Annotated in this window: 13 protein-coding genes; all 13 read right to left on the minus strand. The window is 33.3% G+C overall.

Features of this window, described 5'->3' with window-relative positions:
* Nucleotides 1-22 precede the first annotated feature (22 nt).
* Nucleotides 23-925: a mechanosensitive ion channel family protein gene (locus ACYX4H_RS13575; protein ID WP_476236823.1), complete on the minus strand. Its 903-nt coding sequence runs from the start codon at nt 923-925 to the stop codon at nt 23-25.
* Nucleotides 926-972: 47 nt separating this feature from the next.
* A complete protein-coding gene (locus ACYX4H_RS13580; protein WP_475296378.1) occupies nt 973-1,479 on the minus strand; it encodes a Dps family protein in 507 nt (168 codons plus the stop codon).
* A 153-nt stretch (nt 1,480-1,632) separates the two neighbouring features.
* Nucleotides 1,633-2,421 carry a tRNA pseudouridine synthase A gene (locus ACYX4H_RS13585; protein ID WP_475296379.1) on the minus strand — a complete coding sequence of 263 codons (789 nt, stop codon included), beginning with the start codon at nt 2,419-2,421 and terminating at the stop codon, nt 1,633-1,635.
* Nucleotides 2,422-2,439: 18 nt separating this feature from the next.
* Nucleotides 2,440-3,813, minus strand: a complete 1,374-nt coding sequence (locus ACYX4H_RS13590; RefSeq protein ID WP_476236824.1) for a right-handed parallel beta-helix repeat-containing protein — start codon at nt 3,811-3,813, stop codon at nt 2,440-2,442.
* 85 nt (nt 3,814-3,898) lie between these two features.
* Nucleotides 3,899-4,504: a bifunctional phosphoribosyl-AMP cyclohydrolase/phosphoribosyl-ATP diphosphatase HisIE gene (gene hisIE / locus ACYX4H_RS13595; RefSeq protein ID WP_476238667.1), complete on the minus strand. Its 606-nt coding sequence runs from the start codon at nt 4,502-4,504 to the stop codon at nt 3,899-3,901.
* A gap of 72 nt (nt 4,505-4,576) precedes the next feature.
* On the minus strand, nt 4,577-5,332 hold the full coding sequence (hisF, locus tag ACYX4H_RS13600; protein ID WP_476236825.1) for an imidazole glycerol phosphate synthase subunit HisF: 756 nt from the start codon (nt 5,330-5,332) through the stop codon (nt 4,577-4,579).
* A 64-nt stretch (nt 5,333-5,396) separates the two neighbouring features.
* Entirely contained in the window at nt 5,397-6,152 is a 756-nt protein-coding gene (gene hisA / locus ACYX4H_RS13605; protein ID WP_476236826.1) for a 1-(5-phosphoribosyl)-5-[(5-phosphoribosylamino)methylideneamino]imidazole-4-carboxamide isomerase, read from the minus strand.
* A 135-nt stretch (nt 6,153-6,287) separates the two neighbouring features.
* Nucleotides 6,288-6,929, minus strand: a complete 642-nt coding sequence (hisH, locus tag ACYX4H_RS13610) for an imidazole glycerol phosphate synthase subunit HisH (RefSeq protein ID WP_476236827.1) — start codon at nt 6,927-6,929, stop codon at nt 6,288-6,290.
* 43 nt (nt 6,930-6,972) lie between these two features.
* On the minus strand, nt 6,973-8,109 hold the full coding sequence (hisB, locus tag ACYX4H_RS13615; protein ID WP_476236828.1) for a bifunctional histidinol-phosphatase/imidazoleglycerol-phosphate dehydratase HisB: 1,137 nt from the start codon (nt 8,107-8,109) through the stop codon (nt 6,973-6,975).
* Between the two features lie 24 nt (nt 8,110-8,133).
* On the minus strand, nt 8,134-9,186 hold the full coding sequence (gene hisC / locus ACYX4H_RS13620) for a histidinol-phosphate transaminase (protein ID WP_476236829.1): 1,053 nt from the start codon (nt 9,184-9,186) through the stop codon (nt 8,134-8,136).
* Nucleotides 9,187-9,266: 80 nt separating this feature from the next.
* The gene (hisD, locus tag ACYX4H_RS13625) at nt 9,267-10,550 is read right to left on the minus strand and encodes a histidinol dehydrogenase (RefSeq protein WP_476236830.1); all 1,284 of its coding nucleotides are present in this window, start codon (nt 10,548-10,550) and stop codon (nt 9,267-9,269) included.
* A 51-nt stretch (nt 10,551-10,601) separates the two neighbouring features.
* A complete protein-coding gene (gene hisG, locus ACYX4H_RS13630) occupies nt 10,602-11,459 on the minus strand; it encodes an ATP phosphoribosyltransferase (RefSeq protein WP_476236831.1) in 858 nt (285 codons plus the stop codon).
* Nucleotides 11,460-11,743: 284 nt separating this feature from the next.
* The gene (locus tag ACYX4H_RS13635) at nt 11,744-12,559 is read right to left on the minus strand and encodes a prohibitin family protein (protein WP_475296388.1); all 816 of its coding nucleotides are present in this window, start codon (nt 12,557-12,559) and stop codon (nt 11,744-11,746) included.
* Nucleotides 12,560-12,567: the final 8 nt, after the last annotated feature.

The following is a 12,567-nucleotide window of genomic DNA, read 5'->3' on the forward strand; positions in this document are numbered from 1 at the left end:
CAACTGATGCCTTTACAACAGATTAGTTGTTTGAGAATTGATTTTGAATTGAAGCTTCATCAAAAGCCAATTTATTATTAAATTCAAGTGTTCTAATAGGAAACGGAATGTTAATGCCATTGCTATCATAGGCCTTTTTAATTTCAATAATAGCTTTGGTTTTTGCTTTAAGTTTTTCAAGCATACTTTCAGATTCTATCCAAAATCTACATAAATAATTAATAGAACTGTCTCCAAATTCAGTGTAATAAAACTCTACATTGTCAGAGCCGCCAACCTCATTAAAAGTATTGGCTATAGTTTGTTTGGTTAGGGTTTCTACCGCTTCTAAATCAGACTCATAACCAACACCACACTCTAAATTAACACGCATTTTATTGGTTAGCGAATAGTTTTTTAACGGATTTTCTAAAACCATTTTATTAGGTATAATAACTAAATTATTATCGGCTTCTCGTAATACAAATTCTTTTAAATTTACATCAACAACCTCTCCTGAAAACCCATTGGTTTCTACCCAATTACCTAATTGAATACGTTTTCTAAAAGATATAACCACACCAGCAAAGGTGTTTGATAGCGTGCCTTGTAAGGCTAAACCAACAGCTAAACCAGCAACACCAGCACCAGCTAGTAAAGAGGTTAACATTTTACTTAAGTTTAAAATACCTAATGATAAAAATAACCCTACTGCAACAACTACTACTGCTGAAATTTTAGCAATCATGTTTGCTACAGATGCTTGACTAACACGTTTACTTATTAGTTTTAAAACCAGCTTTCTAGTATAAATAGCTATAAAATATGAAGCTACCATTACTAAAATTGCTAATACTAAATTGGGTATATTTTGAATAAAAGCACTTAACCAACCGTGAAGTTTGTCTATTAAACTATTGAGTGCTTCTGTTATTGTATCTATCATTTTTATTAGTTTTTAAGGTTAATAATTAAAGTTTTAAACAGAAATTATTATTTAACCTCTACTAAATTTTCTTTTAAAGATTCTGTTGTTTTTTTACTCCACGCTGTTAACATCCAGCTCGTTTTTTCAAGTTCTCTAATGTATGCACCAATTAAATCTACAGTACCTTCATCTGAAATGGCATTGGCTTCATCAACCACTTTGCCCATTTGTTCTAACAGAATTTTATGGTCACTTAATGTTTCTTTCACCATTTCAGTATCTGTTTTTAAAGGTGTATCTTCACTAATTGAAGCTGTTTTTAAATAATCTTGATACTTACTCATTGGGTGATGTTTTAGTGTTAAAATGCGTTCTGCAATTTCATCAATTTTAACTTTGGCATCGTTATACATTTCTTCAAACTTTTCATGTAAATCAAAAAAGTTTTTACCTGTAATATTCCAATGATTGCTTCTTAACTTTTGATAATATACGTGGTAATCAGCTAAAAGGATGTTTAATTCTACCACTACATTTAATAATTTCTCGTCGTTCATATTCAAATACTTCATAATTTATTTTTTTTTAAGTTCTCCATTCAAGTTAGGGCATAAACTCGTTTTGTCAAGCGCTTTAACAGGGTTTAACGGTGTTAAGTTTTAATTAACTTAAATTATGTTAAAACTTTTTGCGGGTGTTAATTTTTTTAAGAAGAATAATACCGTTTAATTAAACGCTACAGTATTTAAAATTAGGCCAGAAGCAGGTGCAATGTAGGTCATTTTTACATACACATTTGGCTGTAAACTATGCTCAATATCTTGTAAAGTTAAAATGCCTTTACCCAAATCAAACAATGTTCCCATCATGAGGCGTATTTGGTTGCGCATAAAACCTTTACCTTTTACACGAAGTATATATGATTTTTCGGGGAAATAATTTGCCGTATAAATAGTATTTTCAACAAGTTCACAGGTTTCAATAGTTCTTGTGTAAATACCTTTATCGGTAGGTTTGTAGCAATACGATTTAAAATGATGTTCGCCTTCAAACAATTTTGCGCCTTGTTTCATTATTTCAATATCTAAATCATCTAAAATAGTAGTCATTATGGGCGCGCAAAACGGATGACATTTTTCACCAAAAGTGAATAAATACAAATATTCTTTTGTTTTTGGGTGATTTATTATATTGAATTTAGCATCAACTTCTTTAATACTTAATGCTCTGATATCTTGCGGAAGATTGTAGTTGAAAAGCGCTAAAAAAGTATCTAAATCTTCAATTTCATGCTGAAGAAATAACTCAAACGTAGCATTTTCAGCAGATACCATTGCATCTGTTCTGCCTGAAACTAAGGTTTTAAAATATTTGCCTTCAAGAATGTAATTTAAGGTTCTGTCAACCATTAAATGCAATGTTTTTACATTAGGTTGTTTTTGCCAACCATGAAACCTGTAGCCTAAATACTGAAAGTTTACTAAATAATAATATTTTTTGGGCTGAAATTGCATTTGGCAATAATACTACTTTTAATTAATCCAGCAGCCATTCCAAGGAGTGTTTTGTTGCAACGGAATATCAAAAGGCTCATTGTTATAGGTGTTTCCGTTAGCACTACCTGAAACCTCTAGAAAACGGTATGCCCAACACGTATTTGGGTGTGTTACGGCATTGTTTTCTAAAATTAAATTTTCCATTTCTTTAAAAGCTAAATGACCATTAATCATGCTATTATTTTTTAAGGTTAAATTAGCGCCTTTATACATATACATACCACAATTATTAAGTGTGTTATTTTCAATAAATGTTGTATCTGTATTGCTTTTAGGGGTGTCATTTGAATACATTATAATACCATTCCAGTTATTAACTGATACTGTTCGCATGGTAATGCTATTATTTTTTATTGTAGCACTTGCGTTTTTCCAGTATACCAAAGGGCCGTCAATATACTCACTTTCATTACCTTGTAATAAAATATTATTTTCAATAACAACATGAGTACCATCTGTATTTACAATATCACCGCCTCTGTTATTATGAAAATAATTACTTCTTATAACCACACTATCGTTTATTCTGCCAGCTCCTTCCAAATCAATACCAAATTGTGGTGCAGTACCATTGGTATGGTGAAATTCATTGTTTTCTATTAAAATATGTTTACCGCCTACAATTGAAATTCCTTGCCTTCTATTATCAGAAAAATTATTTCTGCTTATGTTAATGTTAGCTAATTTTTGATTTTCTCCAACGCCGCTGCCTACTATTAAAACACCATCGCCATTGGCTTTACCAAGAATGGTGTTTTCTACGGTAACAAAAGTACTTTCTCCTTCAATACAAATAAGATGTCCTTCATCATGAGCTCTGGAACCATCAGCTCTTTGGGTATACTCATGGTTATCTCTATCTCCAAGAATAGTTCCACCAGAAACTATAACGTTAGATTGGTTACTAATTTTAATGGCACAATAATTCCATTTGTTATTAGGTGACATTTCAATAATTGCATTTTGATCTAACATTAAAGCTACGTTACTACTTAACTCTAAACCACCGTAATAAATGTTATTTTTTTCAATTCCTATTAAATAATGACCTTCAGGAATACAAATAATTCCGTAACCTTCGTTTACAGCCCAGTCAATAGCTTTCTGTAAGTTTTCAGTAGTTTTTGTGGGGTTTGTTCTATTGTTTGGTATATCCCATAACTCAATATCTATACAATATTTAGCGCTTGAAATTTCTGCGTAAGGTATTCTATCAATTGGTGCTTGTGGACCATTAAAAGGAAAAGGATTATTAGGATCTGTATCACTTAAAACTATTGGGTTAAAGGAAGGATTATCATCTAAATCATAAGCACAGGCACAAATGATAAGACCTATAATAGTTAACAAACAACAATTTTTAAAAGTAAAGTAGGCATTCATTAATTTGGGGTTTAATGTTACACCTAATATACGATTAAAACCGAAATAAAGTTTACTTATGTCTGCCTTTTAATTCTGTCTCAATGTCTTTGAGCGTGAACCCTTTAGCTTGAAGTAACATTAAGTAATGAAACAACAAATCGGCCGATTCATATAAAAACAGTTCATCGCTATTATCCATTGCTTCAATAACGGTTTCAACGGCCTCCTCGCCTACTTTCTGCGCCACTTTATTAATGCCTTTTGCAAACAAACTCGCCACATACGATTTTGCGGTATCTTTATTCGCTACACGTTCTGCAATTACAGTTTCTAAGGTTGAAAAGAAACCATAATTAGGCGTATTTTCTTCGCCCCAACAATTTCCTGTTCCTTTATGGCAGGTTGGTCCTGCAGGATTTACTTGAATTAGCAACGAATCGTTATCGCAATCGTTCTTAAGTTCAACCAAGTTTAAAAAGTTACCACTCTCCTCGCCTTTTGTCCATAAGCGTTGTTTACTACGGCTAAAAAAAGTAACTTTTTTAGTTTCTATTGTTTTTTGGTAAGCTTCTTCGTTCATATAACCCAACATTAATACATTTTTTGTTGTGGCATCTTGAATTATTGCTGGTACTAAGCCGTTTGAATCGAATTTAATTTTCATTTTAATCGTTATTGTTATTGCGAATCGCGTAGCGATGTGGCAATCTATTAAACAGATTACGTCGTCATTCTTCCTTGGAATGATTTATAATCGTACTTCAATATTTTGTTTTTTTAACTCTTTTTTTAATTCTGGTATAGGAATTTCACCAAAATGAAACACACTTGCTGCTAAGGCCGCATCTGCTTTTCCTTCTACAAAAGTATCCACAAAATGCTGAACATTTCCCGCACCACCTGATGCAATAATAGGGATATTTAAGGTTTCGGACAATTGTGCCAACGCTTCATTTGCAAAACCTGCTTTTGTACCATCGTGATCCATTGAAGTGAATAAAATTTCACCCGCACCACGTGTTTCAACCTCTTTTGCCCATTCAAATAAATCGATTTCTGTTGGAATGGTACCTCCTGCTAAATGCACTTTCCAGTTTCCATCAACTTGTTTAGCATCAATAGCAACTACAACACACTGACTACCAAATTTGTTTGCCAATTCGTTTACCAATTCTGGTCGTTTTACTGCCGATGAATTGATTGACACTTTATCGGCACCACATTTTAAAAGGGCATCAACGTGTTCTACAGACGAAATACCGCCACCAACAGTAAACGGAATGTTAACTTGTTCGGCAACACGTGTAACCATATCTAAAGTGGTTCCTCTATTTTCTAAAGTGGCTGCAATGTCAAGAAAAACCAGCTCATCTGCTCCAACTTCGGCATATTGTTTGGCAAGTTCTACAGGATCACCGGCATCACGTAAATCTACAAAGTTTACGCCTTTTACTGTGCGACCATTTTTTATATCTAGACAGGGAACAATTCTTTTTGTGAGCATAATTTAAGCATTTAGCTTTTGGCTTTTGGCTGCTTGCAGATGCTAACAGCAATAGACAAGTAGCTTATTTATTCAATATATATTCTTCTAATTGTTTTAAACTTATTTTATTCTCGTAAATAGCTTTTCCAATTATGGTGCCTTCGCAACCTATTTCGGCTAGTTTTGGCAATTCATCAAATGTAGAAATACCACCTGATGCTATTAATTTTAAAGATTTTTCGCTTTCACTTCGACTGCGCTCAGTGTGACATTCTTCGAGCATTTTTTTATACAAATCAAACGAAGGGCCTTGTAACATACCATCTTTAGCGATATCTGTACAAATAACATAACTAACACCTTTAGTCATATAATTCTGCACAAACGGAATTAACTCTTCATCACTTTCTTCTAACCAACCGCTAATGGCAATTTTTTCGTTATTGGCATCGGCACCTAAAATAATTTTATCGCTTCCGTATTTGGTTAGCCAACTTTCAAAAACTTCTGGTTTTTTAACAGCAATGCTTCCACCAGTAATTTGTCCTGCGCCAGATTCAAAAGCAATTCTTAAATCATCATCAGTTTTTAAACCACCACCAAAATCAATCTTCAAATTGGTTTTATTTGCTATAGTTTCTAACACTTTATGGTTTACAATATGACTAGCTTTTGCGCCATCTAAATCTACTAAATGTAAATATTCAATGCCATGAGCTTCGTATTGCTTTGCTATTTCTAACGGATTTTCGTTATATATTTTTTTTGTACTGTAATCGCCTTTTGACAGTCTTACACATTTACCGTCTATGATGTCTATGGCTGGTATAATTCTCATTTTCTAATATTAAATATTTGAAGTTTGATATTAAAAGTTATTTTAGAAATCATTTTTTATTCTGATTTTTCTTAGCAGTATTAATTGAAGCTACTGTTATAGCCAATAATCTGATTCTTCATAAGCTTTTAATATCTAACCTTTAACTTCTAACTTTAAGAAGTTTTCTAAAATTTTAGCACCCTCATTGCCACTTTTTTCTGGGTGAAACTGCGTTCCGTAAAAATTTTCATGTTGTAATGCTGATGCGTAATTAATTTCATAATCGGTAGCAGCAATGGTTTCGTTGCAATGTTCGGCATAAAAACTATGTACCAAATACATGTATTCGTTTTCTTTAATACCTTTAAATAAATCGGATTTTAAATCTTTTACAACATTCCATCCCATTTGAGGCACTTTTACATTGTTTGAAAAACGCTTCACCTTAGTTTGAAATATTCCTAAACCATCGGTATTGCCTTCTTCGGAATGTAAACACATAAGTTGCATACCCAAACAAATGCCTAAAACAGGTTGTTTTAACGTAGGAATTAAAGTATCTAAACCACTTTTTTTAAGCATTTTCATGGCAGAACTTGCTTCGCCTACTCCTGGAAAAATAACTTTATCAGCAGCTTTTATTTCTTCAGGATTATTCGATAAAACGGCATTAACACCTAAACGTTTAAAAGCAAATTGTATGCTTTTAATATTTCCTGCACCGTAATCTATTATAACAATCCCCCCAGCCCCCAAAGGGGGAGCATAAGGGCTTTCTTTTGTATTTTCTTTCATATTATTTATTTTACACTTTCCCTTTGGGAAGGTTGGGATGGGCTTACAACATTCCCTTTGTACTTGGTAAAAACATTTTATTGGCATCGCGTTTTACGGCCATTTTCATGGCTTTTGCAAAGGCTTTAAAAATACCTTCGATTTTATGATGCTCGTTTACACCTTCTGCTTTTACATTTAAATTACATTTTGCACCATCGGTAAACGATTTGAATAAATGATAAAACATTTCAGTGGGCATATCGCCTATTTTTTCGCGCTTAAATTCGGCATCCCATTCTAACCAGTTTCTTCCTCCAAAATCTACCGCAACTTGCGCTAAGCAATCGTCCATTGGTAAACAAAAGCCGTAACGTTCAATACCTAATTTATTACCTAAGGCTTTATTGAATAATTCGCCTAAAGCAATCATGGTATCTTCAATGGTATGATGTTCGTCAACCTCTAAATCGCCATTTACTTTTATGGTTAAATCCATGGCACCATGGCGACCAATTTGGTCTAACATATGATCGAAAAACGACAAACCTGTATCAATATCATTTTTACCCGAACCATCAAGATTTAATTTTATATAAATTTGAGTTTCATTGGTGTTACGTGTAATTTCTTCAACTCTATCTTTAAGTTTTAAAAACTCATAAATAGCTTTCCAATCGGTGCTTGTTAACGCAATACAATCTGAAATTTCCTGCTTTGATGATTCTATTTCATCGGCACCTAAATCTGGATCTTCAGACAAATAAATACCTTTTGCTCCCAAATTTTTAGCCAATTCCATATCGGTAATACGATCACCTAAAACAAACGAATTTTCTAGATCGTAATCTTCAGAAAAATACTTTGTCAATAAACCTGTTCTTGGTTTACGAGTATCGGCATTTTCATGCGGGAAGGTTTTATCTATATGAATTTCAGTAAACTCTACACCTTCTTTTTTAAACGCATCAATAATTTTGTTTTGTGCTGGCCAAAAGGTATCTTCGGGAAAAGAATCGGTTCCTAAGCCATCTTGATTGGTAACCATAACCAATTCAAAATCTAATTCACTGGCAATTTTAGCCATGTATTGAAATACTTTTGGGTAAAATTCAAGCTTTTCAAGACTATCTAATTGATAATCTACTGGTGGTTCTAACACCAACGTGCCGTCACGGTCTATAAATAATACTTTTTTCATATTTATGCTTTTGGCTTTTGGCTTTTAGCTATTTGCTAACTGCCTTAAAGCAAAAATTAATTTTTTATTTTCATTTGGAGTTCCCACTGTAAAACGCAATGTATTTTCGCAAAGCGGTTGCGTGGTTCGGTTTCTAATGACGATGCCTTTTTCGAGTAACTGATTGTAACGTTTTGTAGCATCATCAACACGTGCTAACACAAAATTAGCTTCGGTTGGAAAAATAGTTTCTACAAAATTGATGTTATTCAAAGCTTCAATTAAAATGGTACGCTCCTTTAAAACCGCATTAACCTCATTTTTAACTACTTCTAAATCAGAAATACGCTCTAGCGCTCGTTTTTGGGTGAGTTCATTAACATTATAAGGCGGTTTAATTTTGTTTAAAACCGTAATAATTTCTGCGGAAGCGTAACACAACCCTAAACGAATTCCGGCTAAACCATAAGCTTTAGACAGTGTTTGTGTAACAATTAAATTCGGGTAATTGTTTAATTCTGAAATCCAACTTTGCTCATTTGAAAAATCGATATAAGCTTCATCAATCACTACTAATCCATTAAATTTTTCGAGTAGTATTTTTATTTTTTCTGAAGCTATTAAATTTCCGGTTGGGTTATTTGGCGAACAAATGAAAAGCATTTTAGAGTTTATATCAACGGCTTCTAAAATAGCATCAACATTCGGTTGAAAATCTGCGTTTAACTCAACTTTTCGTTCTTCAATTTCATTTAAATTCGCTAAAACCGTGTACATGCCGTATGTTGGCGGCAAGGTTATAATGTTGTCTTTTTTAGGATCACAAAACGCCCTGAATAGTAAATCCAATACTTCGTCACTGCCATTTCCTAATAAAATCTGATTTTCAGAAACGTTTTTTTGCTGCGCTAAAACAGCTTTTAATGAACGCTGTAACGGATCTGGGTAGCGGTTTACACCATTTTTGAACGGATTTTCATTGGCGTCTAAAAAAATCATTTTAGAACCATCGGAAACATATTCGTCTCGTGCCGAACTGTAAGCTTTCATTGCTTTTACGTTCTCACGAATTATATTTTGTAGATTGAAGTTGTTCATTGTTTTATTCCGAAATTACTTCTGGTTATAATCTATTTTTTATGTTATGCAAAAACAAGCTCAGCATAACACAAAACGTTCTATTTTAAATCTTTTAAACGAATACTAACCGCATTTTTGTGCGCTTGTAAACCTTCGGCTTCGGCCATTAATTCAATAGTTTTACCAATATTTAAAATACCTTCCTTTGATATTTTTTGAAAGGTCATACTCTTCATGAAACTATCTAAATTTACACCAGAATAAGCTTTACTAAATCCGTTTGTTGGCAATGTATGGTTGGTTCCAGAAGCATAATCTCCTGCGCTTTCTGGTGTGTAATCGCCAATAAAAACCGAACCTGCATTTCTTATATTTTCAACATAAAAATCTTCATTTTTCGAACAAATAATGAAGTGTTCTGGCCCGTATTGATTGATTAAATCTAAAGCAATTTCATCGTTTTCAACAAAAATAGATTTTGAATTAGCAATGGCTTTTTCAGCAATTTCCTTGCGTGGTAACACTTGTAATTGTGCTTCAACTTCTTCAGAAACCTTAGCAATCAGCTCTTTTGAAGTGGCTACTAAAATCACCTGACTATCAACGCCATGTTCTGCTTGACTTAACAAATCCGAAGCAATATAACTTGCATTGGCGCTATCATCAGCAACTACTAATAATTCACTTGGACCTGCGGGCATATCGATAGCCACACCAAACTTTGTAGCCAATTGTTTTGCTACGGTTACAAATTGGTTTCCCGGACCAAAAATTTTATAAACCTGCGGAATGGTTTCCGTACCAAAGGTTAAGGCTGCAATAGCTTGAATGCCTCCTACTTTAAATATTTTAGTGACACCACAAAGTTTTGCTGCGTATAAAATTTCTGGAGCAAGTTTGCCTTGTTTATTTGGTGGTGAACACAATACAATCTCGTTACAACCTGCAATTTGTGCAGGAGCAGCCAACATTAAAACGGTTGAAAACAAAGGCGCTGTACCACCAGGAATATACAAACCAACACGTTCTATAGGACGTTTTTCTTGCCAACATTGTACACCATTTGTGGTTTCTAAATGTACTTTTTGTGTTTTTTGTGCGCTATGGAAAGCTTCAATGTTTGCTTTTGCGTTTGCAATTGCAGTTTTTAAAGCTTCTGGAATGGTTTTAACAGCCGCTTCAATTTCTTCAGTAGAGACTAAATTAGTTTCTAAAGTTACCTTATCGAAACGTTCTGTATAATTTTTTATAGCACTGTCGCCATTGTTTTGCACATCTTTAAACACCTCGCTTACAACACCTTCAATATCGTTAACGGTTTGTGTTGGACGCTCTAAAATATCAGCCCATGTGCTTTTATCTGGATTGTTAATTATTTGCATAAAACTTTCTTTTCTTCATTTCCGTAAAAGTGGAAATACAAAAACTTTTCATTAAAGCACCATTTTCTCAATTGGGCAAACTAGAATGCCTTCGGCGCCGTTGGCTTTTAACTCGTCAATAACTTCCCAAAAATCGTTTTTATTAATTACAGAATGTACCGAGCTCCAACCTTCTTGCGCTAATGGTAATACAGTTGGGCTTTTCATACCTGGTAATAAACTCACAATTTTATTAAGCTTATCGTTTGGCGCGTTTAATAAAACGTATTTAGAGTTTTTCCCTTTTAAAACAGCTTTCATTCTAAATAACAACTTATTTAAAATGGCTTGTTTCTCTTCAGATAATTGCGGTGCCGAAGTTAATACAGCTTCACTTTTAAACAGTACTTCAACTTCTTTTAAATTGTTTTTAAAAAGCGTACTTCCACTTGAAACAATATCAACAATAGCATGAGATAACCCAATATTTGGAGCAATTTCTACCGAACCGTTAATGATATGAATATCGGCTTTTTCGCCTTTCTTTTCAAAATATTGATTTACGGTATTTGGGTAAGATGTTGCTATTTTTTTACCGCGTAAATCTTCAATAGAATTGTACTCGGCATTTTTAGGTACAGCAATAGACACTTTGCATTTTGAAAACCCTAAACGCTCTACAATTGGCAAATCGTTTCCTTTTTCAATTAACGTGTTTTCGCCTAAAATGGCAATATCTACAACGCCATCGCGCAAATACTGCGGAATATCGCCATTACGAAGGTATAAAACTTCCATAGGGAAATTTCTAGCTTCGGCTTTAAGTTGGTCTTTACCATTATCGATAGAGATTCCACAATTTTTTAACAAGTCTAACGATTCTTCGTTTAATCGTCCTGATTTTTGTACTGCAATTTTTAGTTTACTCATTGTTGTTTTTTATATGAGTTTGAAACAATCTTGTTGATTTTTTTAAATGAAAAACCCGCTTGATTGTCTCAAACGGGTTTAAATATATGTTTTTCATTAAAATCAATACATTCTTACTTCGCTTGAGAGCAAATGTGAAAATGATGATGTAAATGAATAAAAGTCATGTCTTTTTTATTTCTTCAGCAAATATCAAAATTTTAAATAATATTTCAAACTCTAAAGTGTAAATTTTGAAACATTTTACAATTTTTAAGTATTTGTAATATATTTATTTAAAATGTTTATTGGTTTCCTAAAATTATTGGCATTCCGCTATCACCAGAGCCAATTACGATAACTTTACTGTTTGAAGATTCTGATAGTTTTATTGTAGCTTCAATACCTTTGTCTTGTAAAATTTTATCGGTTAGTGATGCGCTTAGTATTTTGTTGGCATCGGCTTTTCCTTTTGCCTCAATACGTTGTTTTTCTGCTTCTTTTTCAGCAGTTACTAATCTAAACTCATACTCTAAAGATTCTTGTTCTTGTTTTAGCTTACGCTCAATAGCATCTTTTATGGTTGGTGGTAACGTTACGTCTCTAATTAAAATACTATTTAGTTGAATATATTGACTTTCAACAATTTTCTTGGTTTCCATAAATATTTCTTCTTGTATGGCATCGCGTTTACTAGAATATAATTGCTCTGGCGTGTAGCGGCCAACAACACTTCTTGCTGCACTTCTAACTGCTGGTTGTAAAACTCTTCTTAAATAATTTTCTCCTTTTTCATTGTGAAGTCTTCCTAAATTATTAACATCGGGTTCATATAAAACCGATGCATCTAATTTAATATCTAACCCGTTTGATGATAATACAGACATGGCTTCTGGAACTTCTTGCTGGCGTGTTTCATAATCAATAACACGATTCCAAGGTGCTATAATATGAAAACCCGGACCTAAAGGGGCTTTTTCAGAGTCGACACCATTTCCTAAAGTTTCATATAGAACTCCAGCATGTCCTGCATCTATAGTAACAGCCGATTTAACTAATACAATTATAATAATAAAAATTGCCACTATTATAGGCAATCCAATTTTGGGTAATTTGTTCATTTTTTTAT

This window comes from Seonamhaeicola sp. ABD4_340 (assembly GCF_056312135.1).

Excerpts from the sequence above, each read along its gene's own strand:
- hisD (WP_476236830.1), bottom strand. The coding sequence starts at position 10,550 with ATGCAAATAATTAACAATCCAGATAAAAGCACATGGGCTGATATTTTA.
- ACYX4H_RS13635 (WP_475296388.1), bottom strand. The coding sequence starts at position 12,559 with ATGAACAAATTACCCAAAATTGGATTGCCTATAATAGTGGCAATTTTT.
- ACYX4H_RS13575 (WP_476236823.1), bottom strand. The coding sequence starts at position 925 with ATGATAGATACAATAACAGAAGCACTCAATAGTTTAATAGACAAACTT.
- hisC (WP_476236829.1), bottom strand. The coding sequence starts at position 9,186 with ATGAACAACTTCAATCTACAAAATATAATTCGTGAGAACGTAAAAGCA.
- hisA (WP_476236826.1), bottom strand. The coding sequence starts at position 6,152 with ATGAGAATTATACCAGCCATAGACATCATAGACGGTAAATGTGTAAGA.
- ACYX4H_RS13580 (WP_475296378.1), bottom strand. The coding sequence starts at position 1,479 with ATGAAGTATTTGAATATGAACGACGAGAAATTATTAAATGTAGTGGTA.
- hisG (WP_476236831.1), bottom strand. The coding sequence starts at position 11,459 with ATGAGTAAACTAAAAATTGCAGTACAAAAATCAGGACGATTAAACGAA.
- hisF (WP_476236825.1), bottom strand. The coding sequence starts at position 5,332 with ATGCTCACAAAAAGAATTGTTCCCTGTCTAGATATAAAAAATGGTCGC.
- hisH (WP_476236827.1), bottom strand. The coding sequence starts at position 6,929 with ATGAAAGAAAATACAAAAGAAAGCCCTTATGCTCCCCCTTTGGGGGCT.
- hisB (WP_476236828.1), bottom strand. The coding sequence starts at position 8,109 with ATGAAAAAAGTATTATTTATAGACCGTGACGGCACGTTGGTGTTAGAA.
- ACYX4H_RS13585 (WP_475296379.1), bottom strand. The coding sequence starts at position 2,421 with ATGCAATTTCAGCCCAAAAAATATTATTATTTAGTAAACTTTCAGTAT.